Raw genomic sequence first — 15268 nt, 5'->3', positions numbered from 1 at the left:
ACCATAACCCCAAAAGTGCTTTCAGTGAATGTTAGATTCATTCTCCAATTGAGGTACTGTATTCCATCGTTGTGATGGCATGACATAAACAGCTCGGGCGCACGGCTGCGCGCCCCTACTTACGACTCGGGCGCACGGCTGTGCGCCCCTTCACGACTCACTATCAAGGAACATACATCATGATCATTGTCGATCGCGCTTTACAAGCACGGGCAGAAGCAGGTAACCCCGTTCGGGTGGGGATGATTGGTGCTGGCTTTATGGGACGAGGTATTGCCAACCAAATTATCAATTCCGTCCCAGGTATGGAACTGGTGGCGATTTTTAACCGCGATGTCGATAAAGCCATGCGTGCTTATCGGGAAGCGGGAATAGATGACGCAAAAGCCGTCCAAACTGTATCTGGCTTAGAAGCAGCGATCGCCGCCGGACAGTATGCCGTCACAGATGACGCAATGCTGTTGTGTCAAGCTACGGGCATTGATGCTTTGATTGAAGTCACGGGCGCGGTAGAATTTGGGGCGCATGTCGTCATGAAGGCGATCGCCCACCGCAAGCATGTAATTATGATGAATGCGGAACTCGACGGGACGATCGGTCCTATTCTCAAAGTCTATGCCGATCGCGCTGGGGTTATCTTATCTGCTTGCGATGGCGACCAACCAGGCGTGCAGATGAATCTTTACCGTTTTGTCAAGAGTATTGGTTTAACTCCGCTAGTCTGCGGCAATATTAAGGGACTGCAAGACCCTTACCGCAATCCTACCACCCAAGCTGGTTTTGCTCAGCGTTGGGGACAAAACCCTTGTATGGTAACGAGTTTTGCTGACGGAACCAAGATTTCTTTCGAGCAGGCGATCGTAGCTAACGCTACAGGTATGCAAGTTGCCCAGCGCGGGATGTTGGGCTACTATCATGACGGTCATGTAGACGAAATGACCAATAAATACGATCTCGACCAATTAAAAGCATTAGGTGGGATCGTCGATTATGCCGTTGGTGCTAAACCCGGTCCAGGGGTATATGTCTTTGGAACCCACGACGACCCGAAACAGAGACACTATCTCAATCTCTACAAGTTGGGTGAAGGTCCTCTCTACAGTTTTTACACTCCCTACCATCTCTGCCACTTTGAAGTTCCCTTGTCAGTAGCGCGGGCGGTTTTATGTCAAGATCCTGTTATGGCTCCGATTGCTGGTGCTGTAGTCGAAGTTGTTACCACTGCCAAGATCGACCTCAAAGCTGGAGAAACTCTCGATGGGATTGGCGAGTACATGACTTACGGACAATGCGAAAATGCCGACGTGGTGCGATCGCAAAATCTTTTACCGATGGGTTTGGCTGTTGGTTGTCGCTTGAAGCGAGATTTGCCAAAAGATAAAGTTCTCACTTACGACGATGTAGAACTCCCCACAGGTAGACTGTGCGACCAATTACGGGCAGAACAAGAAGCATATTTCGGCATTCAGCCAACCGCAAAATCTCCTGTAGCAGTCGCATGATTATGAAGTGGCTAGTGGCTAGTGGCTGGCGGCTAGATAGTTGTTTCAGTCTAGCCACGAGTCACTAGTCACTAGCCACTGGCGGCTAGATAGTTGTTTCAGTCTAGCCACGAGTCACCAGTCCCTAGTCACTGACAACTGATAACTGATATTCAAGGGTGCTATCGGAAAATAATGAAAATACTCGTTACCGATCCTGAAGGATATGTAGGTTCACTTGTTGTTGCCTGCTTCACACAACAAGGTCATGAGGTGATTAGCGTCAGTCAAGCAAACGCTGGCGCTGCTTTATCTTTGATTCAGCTAGCAGTCACCGACTTGCAAAATTTCGACGCAGTGATACATACGGGAGAAATCTGTGGAACTCAAGCTTTGCATCCGCAAATCGCTGGGAACCTCCACTACAGAGATGCTATGCACTTGGCAAACTTAGCCAAAGCTGCTGGAGTCAGTCGCTTTATTTATCTGTCGTCCTGTAGCGTTTATGGTGCGGGTGAGGAAGAATACGTTACGGAAGAATCTCCTGTTCGTCCTCAAACTCCTTCTGCTACTTGTAAAGCTGCGATTGAAAGCGATCTATTGACGATCGCCTCGGCAGAATTCTCGCCGACAATTCTCCGTCCAGCAATAGCTTTCGGTGCTTCTCCCCGCATTCGCTTTGATGTCGTTCTCAACAATATGGCAGGATTAGCTTGGACGGCTAACAAGATTAATATTCCTGGCAAGGGTCTATCTTGGTGTCCTGTCGTCCACGTTCTAGATATCTGCCAAATTATCAATTGCATTCTCCAAGCACCGCGTCCTCTGGTTCATCAACAAATTTTTAATGTTGGTGATACAAATCATAACTATCAACTGATAGAAATTGCTGCTATGGTAGCAGAAGTTTTTCAAGTTGAGAATTTTAGCTTTGGGCATCATGGTTTTGGCGATCGCGGTCTATTTATGACTTTTGACAAGATTCATCAGTTTTTCCCTGATTTTCAATGTGGTTGGAATCCTCGGCAAGGTGCGGAACAATTATTAAATTTCTTTACTCTTACCGATTCGATCCAAAGTCACTTTACATTGACGCGATCGCCCTACCATCGGTCAGAAAACCATCTTTTCCATACTGTGTCAATAGCCTAAAGCAATGAGGGTTTTCGTGAAGGAGTAGCGAGTATTTCTATCTTTCTGCTCCCTTACGGTTATTCCCTGAGTTCACACATGTCAATTTTCAGCAATCTTTCTAAAAATTTTAGATTTTCCGTAATTTCACCCGATTACAAATATAGATAATTTCACCGATCGGCAAATTTGCGGTTGCTGCCAAATCATAAAATAGTTAATTTGAAGTTAATTTGAGTCGATCGCAACTTCATCTGTCATAAACTGTTTGCAAGGAGAGTTATCGCTCGATTGTTGTTAGTAATAATAAAAACAATATAAAAAGCCGATGACGTGTATTCAATAACGCGATTGCTAGCGATTTTCAAGTTATCTCAGATTGCTAAGTCTAACGTCTCATTTAAGCTGAAAAGCCCTGATGAGAAATATATGAGCAATTAGCAAATGACGCATGACCGTCAAAATAGCAAATCTCAAGAGCTATTTGTGACTGCTGTTTAACCTAAAACCGTGAAATTTGGCATGAACACTATCATTGCAGCATCAATTTGCATTTTCTTAGCTGGCAGTTGCTACTTTTTGATGAATTGGATGACCTTCTTTCATCGCCAGCCCAATCCTTCAGTGGAAGATAGATTTTTAGCTTTTACAATTTTAATTGTAGCAACTATTTTCTGGGTTTTGCTAATTCCTATTTACTGCTTTAGGCTTTTCACAAACTTTTTTTTCAACATGCCAAAAACTACAAAACAACAGACAATCAATACAGCAAAATTAACAACTGGCTATTCGGAAGTTTTGAGGACAGATTACAAGGTTAAAAGTCAAATTTAGGGGCTGAATCTTTTAAGAAGGGCTGTAACTATAGCGTTTCTTATGCAGGTAAAATACATTTGTAGGGGGCGCACGGCTGTGCGCCCTCTATAGTTCGTTGCACGGATTTTAATGACCAAATAACATTAGACTGTTCGACATTTATTGGCTCTATTATATAATTTTGCTCTGTTTTAAGCTGAGCTATCAGCGCTAAAAACTCCCTGGCAAAGCTAGATTTAAAATCTGTCAAACCGCAGGGATTATATAAAAATACATTACTGAATTGATCTGCATTGATTTCAATATTTTTTTGATTGACTAGCAAAAGCTTAACGTTTGGATTTAGAAAATGGCTAAAAGAAAATAAATAAGTAGCATTACAATCGTACAGAGATTGATAATTACTGACAACGACTAGCGGACGAGCAGCCTGATTGATAATTCGAGCAATTTCAAGATCGTTTTGATTTTTACCTTTATTCCATGCAGTTTCTGAGTAAGCAATTTTAGTAGAAGAAAATATCCCACCTGTGAAGACAGCGATCGCTATCCATAACCACATTTTTCTTTGCCATTGAGGAAAATGAGGGGAAACAATTTTAGTAGTAAAAAGATAAGCAACAGCAATTTGAATGCTGAGATAGCAGGGAATTAAAAATCGAGCTTGTAGCGTTCTTTGTCCCTGAGTGATAAAGTCTGGAATTGCCAGACATAAGGCTGTACCTCCAAATAGAGTGAACAGAAACAACCAAACTTTACGTTCGGAAAACCGATAGGTAAAATAGGCTGCATATCCGACTAAAATCAGAGTCAATGGCAAGATTAAAAAGTCTAAATTAGTGACATTGAAAAAAATTAGTTTTACCGTATTTCCCCACGAAAAGACTAGCTGACAAGCAGATATTTTAGCTGCGGATATCCAGTTCGTTGAATCTCGCAATCTGCCATAGTTACGAATGGCGATCGCGATCCAAGGGGTGAAGATTGCTAATGCTATACTTGTCGCAAATAAATAAGCTCGAACTGTTTTTGTCCAGCGCCACCTTCGACTCGAATTTTCACTTACAAATATATAAATTCCGTGCGCGATCGCTACAAAAGCAGAAAATAAAAATGTATATAGAGCAGATGCGATCGCGATCGCGTAAATTCCCCAATTCAACCGACTGTAGCAGCGCTTTGCTTGTAATAAAGCAGCACTAGAAAGTAAGATTGTCACAGTCCATAAACTATACTGTCGCGCTTCTTGAGCATAGAGGACGTGAAATGGAGAAATAGCCACTAGAGCGATCGCCATCCATCCCGTTAAGGGCGATAATGGAAATAATTCTCGGCACAGCCAATAGATGCAAGGAAATACAAGTAAGCTAGTAACAGCCGACAAACTGCGGATAGCTGTCACCGAATTACCAAACCATTGCATCCACTGACGCAACATTAAATAATAAAGTGGTGGATGCTGTGGATCTTCTATTGCTAACGATTCGATCGTATCTAGCCAATTGCGGTTGTGATTTGGACTTAAATATTGCCGAAATTCGCTAACATCAATTATTTTCCCGTTAAAAGTCTGCTGTACGACTTCTCGAATCACATAACCGCCAACTCTTAAAGAAGTAAAGCCTTCGTCAAACCAGTAAACTTTGCGATCGAGGTTAATTAAGCGAAAAAATATACCTAAAACTAAAATAGCTACGAGAAACCTCTGCAACCAAGTGGAATTTTTGCTAGTGAGGGAACGATGCATTAAAAAACCGTTATATATTAGATTTTCATCTAAAGACGTATGGTTTCATGTTGTCACATCCCCTAGTTTAAAAATCTTTATGTTACTGGTAGCGTGGACAATGCCCACCCTACGATAAAAACTCGTCACAAATGACAAATGACCAATGACCAATGACATTCAAGACACTTCTGCTTTCATTTCATCAATTTCAAACAAACTGACAATCACGCTAGCAATCGGAATAGCTAGAAAAACACCTAATAATCCTGCTACTCTTGCTCCTACTAATAAAGCAAAAAAGATGACGACTGGATTAACGTTTAAAGAACCTTGCATCACTCTAGGAGAAATTAAATTATCTTGAATCTGCTGCAAAATAATACAAGCAGCTAATACTTTTAATGCCAGCCAGACATTTTGAGATAAAACAATTAGAAAAATAATTCCAACTCCTAAAGTTGCTCCAATCCCAGGAATTGCATCAAACACCCCTACAATTGCTGCTAAAATTAAAGGAAAAGGTACGTTTAATACTAAGAAAACTATAAAGCTAGAAGTCGTTAAGAATAACATTAAAATGAGTTGACCTTGTACGAAACCAGAAAATTTCCGCTTCACAATAAGTTCAAATCTTGCCCGTCGATTTTTCGGTACAGACTTTAAGATTAGGCTCCAAAGCCGTTGACCGTCGAGCAGCATAAAAAAAGAAACTACAGCAATTAAAATTAAATTGAGAAAATTAGTAAAAAATATTTGAATAGTAGAAAAACTATAAGTTAAACCTACACTCAGTCCTGAGAGAATTTGATTTTGTAACTGCTGTTGAATTGCATTTAGATCGACTATAATGTTACGATTGCGTAGAAAGACCTCTAGGTTTTCTACCAATGGAATTAAAGAGTTTAAAAAAGCTGTAATACTATTAATTAGCTGTTGTGCTTGAGATACTAAGGATAAACCAACAGTAATTGTGAGCGCAATAATTAATACTAAACTCACCAGAAAAACTATAGCAACTGCTACATAGCGAGGCAAGTATTTTTGCAACCACTGTACGGGATAGCTGAGCAAAAACGCTAAAATCGCAGCAAATGAGAAGATTGCAATAACATCCTCGAAATATTTCAGCAGCAAGATAGAAGCCCAACCAGAAAGAAAAAATAGCAAGAAACGCACCAATACCAAATTATTTAAACGTTCCCAAAAATTCGGTGGTTCCTGCATATCTGGCTTCATAAGTACGATCGCTATTTGCTTAACATAGGTTTCCAGCTAGGAATACAGCATACGGTAGCTGCTGGAAATAATCACCTACCTCAAGCAGCAGATAGCTCTTGTACGAGGACGTATGGCTGGACGATCAAAGTATTGAACTGCTTAGCGCGATCGCTATTCCAATCAGAAAGTTGATGAGTAGAAGGCTTAGCAATCAATGCTTCACCGATCCAATGTTGTACCGCAGTTACGTTATCATTCGCGATCGCCACTCCAACATCAAGAATATCGAGCTGTGGTGCAACAACTACCAATGCATCTCGCATCGCATGAGGAATTAACCACTCCCACTCAGCTCTATCTAAACTTTCTGCCAGTTCTGTTCTTAAATCTTCCATCAATCTGAAGTTATGACAATATTTTTACAGTTTATCGTTTATGAGGTAGCAGTGAGTGGCTAGCGGCTAGTGACTGGTGACTAGATAAAGAATCCAGCCACTAGCCACCAGCTACTAGCCACTGATAACTGATTATCTTCCCAATTCGTGTAGCGTAGTAATCACGGCAGCACACTGTCGCGTGATGGCTTGTAATTCTTCCTTGTCAGTGGAAGTAGGAGGGGGAATGACTTCGCCAATTCTTACGGTGATTGGGACGGGACGGGGAACGGCAGAACCTTTCATTAAAATTTTTTCAGTTCCCCACAGGCTGACGGGTAAAAGTGGAGCTTGAGCTTTGGCTGCGAGTAATGCGGCTCCGCGTTTGGGATCGGTAATGCGTCCGTCAGGCGTGCGCTTTCCCTCTAAATAGACACCAATCGCCCAGCCTGCTTCTAAACATTTTAGTGCAGCACGAATAGCCTTGCGATCGCCCGCCCCGCGACTGACTGGATAAGCACCGTACAACTCAATTGCTTGCTTCAAAACCGGAACGTCAAACAACTCTTCTTTTGCCATGTAAGCCACTGGTCGTCTCATACAAGCCGAGAGCAGTGGCGGATCGAAGTAACTAGCATGATTGCTCACTACCACCAACGATCCCTTTTGGGGGACATTTTCCGCGCCAAAAATGCGTCCCCGAAAATAAGCGTGCAGCATCGGACTGACGACCGAATATTTAAATAGGTAGTACAGCAGCAGACTGGCAAATGGTTCGCGTTCTCTTGGCATGGGGAATCGGTAGTCGGGAGGCGGGAGTCGGGAATCGGGAGCCGGGAATCGGGGGACAAGGAGGACAAGGGGGACAAGGAAGCAGTTCTAGCCACTAGCCACTAGCCACTAGCCACTAGCCACCAGTCACTGATAACTGTCAACTTACGACTTACCACTAATATTTTCTAAACCTAAGTCAGGGGAAGTCCGCTTGATTAATCCGGTCAGGACGTTACCTGGACCAATTTCTACTACCTGTTGCACGCCTGCTTCTACAAAGCGTTGAACTGTCTCGCGCCAACGAACTCCACCTGTCATTTGGCGTGTCAGGCGATCTTTTAAAATCGCTGCATCTACAGTTGGCACTGGTTCCACGTTCGATAAAACTGGAATTGTTGCCGTGTTAAAGGTTACGGTTTCTAATACTTGTTGAAACTCGCTAGCGGCTGCTGCCATAAATGGCGAGTGAAAAGCTCCCGATACTTTTAAGGGCATAGCCCGTTTTGTTTTGATGTTAGCAATCAACTCTTGCACGGCAGTGGGAGTGCCAGAAATTACGACCTGAGCTGGGCTATTATCATTTGCCAGGACAACATCAGACATTTGTTGCAGTTGAGTTTCTAGCTGGGTGCGATCGAAACCAATTAAAGCCGCCATCATCCCACCAGAAACGCTGTCCATCAGTTCGGCACGGCGTTTAATTAGGCGTAATCCCGACGACCAATCAAACACGCCAGCAACGTAGAGAGCAGCATATTCTCCTAAGCTATGACCTGCTACTAAGTCTGGTTGTCGTCCTTGTTGTCGTAACAAGTCAGCAAGAACAGATTCTACAACGTACATACAAGGCTGGGTGTAGAGCGTGCGCGACAGGCTATCATCTTCGCTTTGGCAAATTTCAACAACAGACCAACCTAAAATTTCTTCTGCCTGGGCAAACTTATCTTTGGCATAGTCGATTTCTAACAAATCCATCCCCATGCCAGTTGCTTGCGAACCTTGCCCTGGAAATACCCATGCTGTTTTAGTCATTTGTCATTTGTCATTTGTGAGTGGCTGGTGGCTCGTGGTTAGTGGCTAGTCACCAGTCACCAGCCACTAGCCATTGATAACTGGTCACTGATAACTGATTCACCTACTTCCATTGAAAAATGGCGGCTCCCCAGGTCAAGCCTGCGCCAAAGCCAGAGGCGGCGATGATGTGGTTGGGTTGCACTTGTCCTTGGCGGACTGCTTCGTCGAGTGCCAGGGGAATGGAGGCGGCGGAGGTGTTGCCGTAATGGGCGAGATTGCTAATAACTTTACGGGCGGGAATTTTCAAGCGATCGGCTACAGCATCGAGAATGCGCTGGTTAGCTTGATGTAGGAGCAACCAATCGATGTTGTCAACAGTGAGATTGGCACGAAACAGGGCTTTGTCAATGACTTCTGGAACTCTCTGCACGGCAAAACGATAGACTTCTTTACCGTTCATGGTGATGGGTTGATAAGTTCCTTGAGTCACTTCCACGCCATCCATGAGTTGTTTCGGGTTGCCCTGATAGCTGAGGTTGAGACAGTGGTTTTCCGTACCGTCGCTTTTGAGTTCAAATCCGAGTAAGCGATCGCGTTTGTCTGCTTGCATCACGACAGCTCCCGCACCATCGCCAAAGAGGACGCAGGTACGCCGATCTTCCCAATCTACCCAACGAGATAGCACATCTGCCCCAATCAGCAAAACGTTCTGATAGACTCCCGTGCGGATGTATTGGGCAGCAGTAACCATACCAAACACAAATCCAGAACAAGCTGCGGTCAGATCGAAGGCTACAGCATTACTCGCGCCCAGCCGTGCTTGGACTTGACAAGCACTCCCAAACAGATCGTCGGCGCTGGACGTTGCTAAAAGAATCAGATCGATTTCGGCTGGTGTAATGCCTGCCATCGCGATCGCCTCTCGTCCAGCAGCAGAGGCGATCGAGCTTAAAGACTCCGCTGTCGTGGCTAGCCGCCTGCTACCAATGCCCGTGCGACTCCTAATCCACTCATCGGATGTGTCTACCAGCTGACTGAAACTCTGGTTATTCAACACGGTTGCTGGTGTGGCAGAACCGCTACCTGTAATAATTACGCCTGATTGTTGTACCATGCTTCTCCCTGTAGAAGGGGCGAGGAGTAAGGAGTGAGGGGTGAGGGGGTTAAACTTTTCCCTCGCTCCTCGCTCCTCGCTCCTCGCTCCTCGCTCCTCGCTCCTCATTCTTCCGCGATCGCTACCGAACCCTGAATTCGCTCTAGCACTTCGTTATCTACTGCTTCTCTTGCCAGACGAATGGCATTAAAAATCGACGGCGCTTGAGAGCTACCGTGGCTGATAATGCAGATCCCTGCGACACCCAAAAGCAATCCGCCTCCATGTTCGGCATGATCTACCCGCTGCTTGATCCGTTTCAGGTTTGGTCGCAACAGCGATACGCCTAACTGACCGTGCAATCCTTGGGGTAATTCTTCGCGCAGGATTTGCAGCAATACTTCTCCCACTGCTTCGGCAAATTTCAACAGCACGTTACCAGCAAAGCCATCGCACACGATTACATCAAAATCACCCGATAGAATATCTCGCCCTTCGGCATTTCCGACAAATGGAACTTTAGGGTTGGCTTGGAGCAATTGGTAAGCTTGAAGTGCAAGATCGTTCCCTTTGGATTCTTCCTCGCCAATATTTAGTAAACCGACTTTAGGTTCGGGAATACCTAGAACGTATTTGCTGTACACCGTCCCCATAACCGCAAATTGTTCTAAGAACTTGGGGCGACAATCGACGTTTGCACCCACATCTAGGATCAAAACTTGCTTGCTAGCAACGATTGTGGGAAACACGGCTCCAATCGCTGGGCGATCGATTCCAGATAGTCTTCCCAAACGTAATAATGCCGATGCCATTGCTGCACCTGAGTGTCCGGCTGAGACTACGGCATCTGCCTGTTGTTGCTTGACCAAATTCATTGCTACGTTAATCGAAGCTTTGGGCTTGCGCCTAATGCCACTCAGAGGCTCCTCGTGCATTTCTATCGTCCCTTGGGCAGGGACAATTTCTAGCTGACCGAGATTAGTATTAGCGGGCAAGACGGCTTCAATAGAGTGGCGATCGCCCACCAGTATGACCTCTACGCCTAATTCGTCCCTTGCTCGCAGAGCACCAGCAACAATTTCGGCGGGTGCATGGTCTCCCCCCATAGCGTCTATTGCGATTCGTGCGCGAGTCTTTCCCATTGATGACAGTTCCAGAAACCTTAAAGATCTTACCAGTTATCAGTAGAGACGTTACATGTAACGTCTGTACAAAGCGATCGGCGAGCGGAAGTCGTAGGGGCGGGTTTTTTCGCAGATCTGTACTGGCACAAATAATTCTTCGCTCGAACCCGCCCATAAGAGTCAGGAGTAATTGCGAATTGCAAATCGCCAATTGCGAATTGAATTGTCTCCTGCTAAAAGGTAAGCAATTAAGTCCGATCTGTCAAACTTACTGGTGGCGAAGTTTTAGGTACTGGTGCAAAGCTTTGCGCCCCTGCGGAGCTGATAATGATGGGTTGCAGGATCGCCGTATTGGCAATGGAATTATTTGCCAAGGTAAATAGTGGGTTAGAGAGAATTCCAGCTAGAGATGTCGCAATTAAAGAAAGTACGATACCCACTTGTAGCGGACGCATTCCTGATAAAGTCCAGTTGATTTCGGGATAGTTTTTCACCACATCGGACATTTCCTGTGGTTCTTTGACCACCATCATCCTGACGACACGGATGTAGTAGTAAATTGAAACTACGGTGGTAATTAGTCCTAGCAATACCAATCCATACTGTCCGGCTTGCCAGCCAGCCCAGAATAAATAGATCTTGCCGAAGAAACCGGCTAATGGTGGAATACCTCCCAAAGACAGCAGGCAAATGCTGAGGCATAGAGTCAGCAAAGGATCTTTTTGATATAAACCTGAGTATTCGCTAATTTGGTCGGTTCCCGTGCGGAGGGAGAATAGAACGACGCAGCAGAAGCCGCCCAGGTTCATAAACAGATATACCAACAGGTAAAACACCATACTGGCGTATCCTGCTTCTGTACCCGCAATTAAACCAATCATAACGAATCCGGCTTGGGCGATGGAAGAATAAGCCAACATCCGTTTCATGCTGGTCTGAGCTAGAGCAACGACGTTACCCAAAATCATACTCAGGACAGCGAGGGCGGTAAAGACAAACTTCCACTCGCTAGAAAGTAAGGGAAAAGCATTAGAAAGAAGGCGAATGGCAAGGGCAAACCCAGCGGCTTTAGAACCTACAGATAAGAAAGCAATGACTGGAGTGGGCGCACCTTCATAAACGTCTGGAGTCCATTGGTGGAAAGGTGCAGCGGAGATTTTGAAGCCAATTCCCGCAATGACGAAGACGAGGGAGATCGCCAGACCGAGAGACTGACCCGCGTTAGCTTGGACGATCCCAGTGGCGATCGCGCTCAGTTCAGTTTGTCCGCCCGAGAGTCCGTAGAGTAGGGATACGCCGTAAAGGAAGACGGCTGTAGAGGAAGCACCAATCAATAGGTATTTCAGCGCCGCCTCGTTAGAACGGGGGTCGCGTTTGGTGTATCCCGTCAGCAGGTAAGAGGAAATACTTAAAGACTCTAGAGAGATAAAAATCATCACCAGCTCGTTTGCTCCAGAGAGGAACATTCCGCCTAAAGTAGCAGTGAGCAAAATGACGAGAAACTCCGCCAAAGCAGTACCGCTTTTTTCGATGTAGGTAATTGACATCAAAATGGTGACAGCGGCAGACAGCGCGATAATACCGCGAAAAACTATGCTCAGGTCATCACCATTAAAGCCGCCTAAGAAAGCTATTGGATTGGCAATATCCCATTGAAAATAGAGAGCGATTATGGAACCAAGCAGCCCTGCGATCGCTGCATAAGCAACCCAGCGCGAGGAACTCCGACCCACAATCAAGTCACCAACTAAAACCACCATGAGAGTAACGAGGACGATACTCTCTGGCAAAATCGTCCCAGCATTCAACTGGGTTGCAAGATTGGCTAAATCCATACTCTTTGTATTCAGTTGCGATGTATCAGTTGCGATGTATCAGGTACGCTCATTGAGCATCAGGACTGACTGTGTTAGTTTTATTTTCTCTTAATCCGATCCCCTTTCGGTCACGCCACCCCAGCTAATATTAGCGTTAACTGGGATTGAGAGGATAAGTTTTACTTGTTACATTAGGGCGAGTGAATGCAGATCGTTGCAAATTTCTTATAGCTGATTTTCATTTACATATGGCGATCGCTAATCTAGATATACCGAATATTAGCCATCATAATTGTGAAAGAAAAAAGCCCGACAAATCGGGCTAGGCGATCGTAAATCTCCTAGAGACGTTATATGTAACGTCTCGACAACCGATAACTGATAACTGACAACTGTTTACTGACTCAAAGTTGTCCCCGTCGTAGAGAAATTAGACAGGAAATCTGGAATCGGATTGCCTCCATTACGTCCCACGGCAGGAATTTCTAGCAAATCGTCTGTGGCTTGTCCTTTACCATCATTAACTACAGCATTTTGGTTACCTGGGTGTCCGTTGGGAACAAAAAGCTGTGGGTGGTCGAAGGGCGCTCTTTGAAAGCGAACTCGCTCATCGGTCAGTCCGCGTAGGAAGGCGACGAACGCTTGTTTTTCATTAGTGGTCAAATTCAGCACTGGCAAACCGCCAAAATCTCCACCGCGACTGTAAAAATCTATCACTTGCTCCAAAGTCAAAGTTCCGCCGTTGTGGAAATAAGGAGCAGTCAGTTCTATATTTCTCAGTCCTGGAGTTTTGAAGGCTCCATTCGCCAGGATGGTATCGCTGGGACTTAGGGGTGGATCGAGCGTGGGTGGATTTTCTCCTAATAGTTGCGAGAATTTCCCTTGCTGTGCCAACCGTGCTTCAGAGAGCGAATTGCCAAACCCATCATCAGCACCTAAAGCAACGTCTTCCTGTGGAGGTCTAACTCCAATGGCAAAAAATCCCGTATCTTCCACAGGGGTTCCAGGAATTGGCGCTCTACCGATTCTGCCACGACCAGAAACATTCCGAAACGAAGCCGCAGTTAGTTCTGTACTTGCATGACAGCCAATACAACCCCTGCGAGTGAAAAGCTGCCATCCCTGCTGTTGCTGCGGGGTAAAAGCACTGCGGTTTCCTGCTAAGAATTGGTCGAAGGGCGTTTGGCTGGAAACTAGAGTAGATTCATAGGCTTGAACTGCTAATCCAAAAAATAGCGAGAAATTGTATTCCGCCAGCGTATACTCAATTGTTGATAGAGGGCGATTTCGCGGTCGGCGATAGAATCTCCGCCTACCCGTATTCGGATTGACGCGAATCACCATGTTAGAGTCCCACCACTGAGGTTGGAAAGCTTCTTGAATCATCTGCTCGTAGGTTTTGTTTAAACCTGGCTGAGGTGCTTTACTAAAAGCTCCTAAAACGCTGTCATCGGCAGCAACGCGCTGTTTTGCTAAAGGTGGCAAAGCCAGGAGTTTTTTACCTGCCTTTCTCCCTATTCTCCTGATGATTCTCCGGCGAGTCGATTGTGCTGTCGTAGCGCTAGTTTCCGCGATCGCATCTGTTGAGGCGGCGATATCGGCACTGTTACTATCAACTAAATTACCGTTAGTATCCCTCACCCTCACGGTGTTATCCGTATCAGATAAATCGATGACTAATGGTGCTATTGGCAAATCTTCAGCTGCTGTCTCAACTGCTGTGGTTATGGGTGCTACGGCTTGGGAAGCCAAAGACGAATTTTTAATTCTGACTGGTACATCCCGCAAGCGCCTGCGGTTAGCGGCTTGTAAGACTAAAGCTTCTGGGTTTCTCAAGCCAGAGCGATCGACTCCATTAAATATATTTTGGGCGCTGCCGTCCCAGAAATTACGGAAGTTAAAGACTGCATCGATAACACTTGGAGAGTGACGATCTGTGACGCGCCGCGTGTTGATACCTTGGACTCTGAAGATATCATCTGGCTGTGGCGTGACGTTATCTTTATCGCTTCCAGGCACGATATCGACAAAATCAGCTCGAAATACCCCTTGGGAGCCTGCAATATCATTGCTGTCAGATATAACCCTAGAGGCGATATTATTGGGGTCTTCTAGCTGATGAAAGGGAAAATCTGCCGCTGTTAACTGGTAATTAGGTGCGCCAGCAAGATTAAATACGCGATCGCCTGCTTTTAATCCTGGGTTGATTTGGTTTTTAGAGCGGCTGTCTGCACCTGCTTTAAAGTGGCAGGTGGCACAAGTGACATTACCGTCCGTACCGAGTTGCATATCCCAGAATAAAGTTTTTCCCAAAGCGATCGCAGCGGTTTTGTTGCGAATAAATTCGCCAATATTGTCGGGTTCGGGAATGGATACTTGGTTTAAAGGTACGATTGGCGGACTACCAACTTGTGCTGATACAGTATGTCCGGTTAAGACTGTAAAAATCACAAGTAGGGCGATCGTAATACTAGTTTTGAGTTTTCTCGATAGTCGATCTCCTCCAATCTGCCGAGCTAAAAATGAGGTAAAAAGGCGGATACCAGCCAAAAAAGTAGCTGCTAATTTAGCAAAAAACCGAGCCACAAAACGATAAAAAACTGTTTCGTTTTCCTTGTTCGATAACTCGTTTGGTGGTTTATGCTTCAAACCATGACTCATGGCAAAATTCCCTTTGTTGGTTTGAGTAGAGATAAA

At 45.2% G+C, this 15268-nt stretch carries 12 protein-coding genes; 3 read left to right on the top strand and 9 right to left on the bottom strand.

The features are described from left to right. Positions 1-179: 179 nt before the first annotated feature. The 3 genes from CHRO_RS03445 to CHRO_RS29410 all read left to right on the top strand — a co-directional run bounded on the left by CHRO_RS03445 (position 180) and on the right by CHRO_RS29410 (position 3446). Positions 180-1502: an NAD(P)H-dependent oxidoreductase gene (locus tag CHRO_RS03445; protein ID WP_015152794.1), complete on the top strand. Its 1323-nt coding sequence runs from the start codon at positions 180-182 to the stop codon at positions 1500-1502. 174 nt (positions 1503-1676) lie between these two features. Beyond that, positions 1677-2633 carry an NAD-dependent epimerase/dehydratase family protein gene (locus CHRO_RS03440; RefSeq protein ID WP_015152793.1) on the top strand — a complete coding sequence of 319 codons (957 nt, stop codon included), beginning with the start codon at positions 1677-1679 and terminating at the stop codon, positions 2631-2633. Positions 2634-3134: 501 nt separating this feature from the next. Further along, positions 3135-3446, top strand: coding sequence for a hypothetical protein (locus tag CHRO_RS29410; RefSeq protein ID WP_015152792.1), 312 nt, complete (start codon positions 3135-3137; stop codon positions 3444-3446). Positions 3447-3486: 40 nt separating this feature from the next. Here CHRO_RS29410 and CHRO_RS03430 read toward each other — a convergent pair whose 3' ends face one another. The 9 genes from CHRO_RS03430 to CHRO_RS03390 all read right to left on the bottom strand — a co-directional run bounded on the left by CHRO_RS03430 (position 3487) and on the right by CHRO_RS03390 (position 15232). After that, entirely contained in the window at positions 3487-5175 is a 1689-nt protein-coding gene (locus tag CHRO_RS03430) for a glycosyltransferase family 39 protein (protein ID WP_015152791.1), read from the bottom strand. A 159-nt stretch (positions 5176-5334) separates the two neighbouring features. Further along, entirely contained in the window at positions 5335-6393 is a 1059-nt protein-coding gene (locus CHRO_RS03425; RefSeq protein WP_015152790.1) for an AI-2E family transporter, read from the bottom strand. Positions 6394-6473: 80 nt separating this feature from the next. Beyond that, the gene (locus CHRO_RS03420; protein ID WP_015152789.1) at positions 6474-6770 is read right to left on the bottom strand and encodes a DUF2288 domain-containing protein; all 297 of its coding nucleotides are present in this window, start codon (positions 6768-6770) and stop codon (positions 6474-6476) included. 132 nt (positions 6771-6902) lie between these two features. Continuing rightward, on the bottom strand, positions 6903-7541 hold the full coding sequence (locus CHRO_RS03415) for a lysophospholipid acyltransferase family protein (protein WP_015152788.1): 639 nt from the start codon (positions 7539-7541) through the stop codon (positions 6903-6905). A 144-nt stretch (positions 7542-7685) separates the two neighbouring features. Next, positions 7686-8555 carry an ACP S-malonyltransferase gene (gene fabD, locus CHRO_RS03410; RefSeq protein WP_015152787.1) on the bottom strand — a complete coding sequence of 290 codons (870 nt, stop codon included), beginning with the start codon at positions 8553-8555 and terminating at the stop codon, positions 7686-7688. Positions 8556-8658: 103 nt separating this feature from the next. Then, positions 8659-9651: a beta-ketoacyl-ACP synthase 3 gene (locus tag CHRO_RS03405; protein ID WP_041462341.1), complete on the bottom strand. Its 993-nt coding sequence runs from the start codon at positions 9649-9651 to the stop codon at positions 8659-8661. Between the two features lie 104 nt (positions 9652-9755). Next, positions 9756-10772 (bottom strand): phosphate acyltransferase PlsX, encoded by a 1017-nt coding sequence (gene plsX, locus CHRO_RS03400; protein WP_015152785.1) that lies wholly within the window; start codon positions 10770-10772, stop codon positions 9756-9758. Positions 10773-11002: 230 nt separating this feature from the next. Further along, the gene (locus CHRO_RS03395; protein ID WP_015152784.1) at positions 11003-12589 is read right to left on the bottom strand and encodes an NAD(P)H-quinone oxidoreductase subunit N; all 1587 of its coding nucleotides are present in this window, start codon (positions 12587-12589) and stop codon (positions 11003-11005) included. 378 nt (positions 12590-12967) lie between these two features. Then, complete coding sequence (locus CHRO_RS03390) at positions 12968-15232, bottom strand: cytochrome-c peroxidase (RefSeq protein ID WP_015152783.1); 2265 nt, start codon at positions 15230-15232, stop codon at positions 12968-12970. Between the last annotated feature and the right edge of the window lie 36 nt (positions 15233-15268).

Source organism: Chroococcidiopsis thermalis PCC 7203 (assembly GCF_000317125.1).
Lineage (GTDB): Bacteria > Cyanobacteriota > Cyanobacteriia > Cyanobacteriales > Chroococcidiopsidaceae > Chroococcidiopsis > Chroococcidiopsis thermalis.
The sequence above is the reverse complement of the archived record's forward strand: the minus strand, read 5'-3'. Positions and strand labels throughout refer to the sequence as shown.

What these genes read in the sequence shown, in the direction of transcription:
- CHRO_RS03430 (WP_015152791.1), bottom strand. Translation starts at nt 5,175, where the DNA reads ATGCATCGTTCCCTCACTAGCAAAAATTCCACTTGGTTGCAGAGGTTT.
- plsX (WP_015152785.1), bottom strand. Translation starts at nt 10,772, where the DNA reads ATGGGAAAGACTCGCGCACGAATCGCAATAGACGCTATGGGGGGAGAC.
- CHRO_RS03445 (WP_015152794.1), top strand. Translation starts at nt 180, where the DNA reads ATGATCATTGTCGATCGCGCTTTACAAGCACGGGCAGAAGCAGGTAAC.
- CHRO_RS29410 (WP_015152792.1), top strand. Translation starts at nt 3,135, where the DNA reads ATGAACACTATCATTGCAGCATCAATTTGCATTTTCTTAGCTGGCAGT.
- CHRO_RS03415 (WP_015152788.1), bottom strand. Translation starts at nt 7,541, where the DNA reads ATGCCAAGAGAACGCGAACCATTTGCCAGTCTGCTGCTGTACTACCTA.
- CHRO_RS03425 (WP_015152790.1), bottom strand. Translation starts at nt 6,393, where the DNA reads ATGAAGCCAGATATGCAGGAACCACCGAATTTTTGGGAACGTTTAAAT.
- fabD (WP_015152787.1), bottom strand. Translation starts at nt 8,555, where the DNA reads ATGACTAAAACAGCATGGGTATTTCCAGGGCAAGGTTCGCAAGCAACT.
- CHRO_RS03420 (WP_015152789.1), bottom strand. Translation starts at nt 6,770, where the DNA reads ATGGAAGATTTAAGAACAGAACTGGCAGAAAGTTTAGATAGAGCTGAG.
- CHRO_RS03390 (WP_015152783.1), bottom strand. Translation starts at nt 15,232, where the DNA reads ATGAGTCATGGTTTGAAGCATAAACCACCAAACGAGTTATCGAACAAG.
- CHRO_RS03405 (WP_041462341.1), bottom strand. Translation starts at nt 9,651, where the DNA reads ATGGTACAACAATCAGGCGTAATTATTACAGGTAGCGGTTCTGCCACA.
- CHRO_RS03440 (WP_015152793.1), top strand. Translation starts at nt 1,677, where the DNA reads ATGAAAATACTCGTTACCGATCCTGAAGGATATGTAGGTTCACTTGTT.
- CHRO_RS03395 (WP_015152784.1), bottom strand. Translation starts at nt 12,589, where the DNA reads ATGGATTTAGCCAATCTTGCAACCCAGTTGAATGCTGGGACGATTTTG.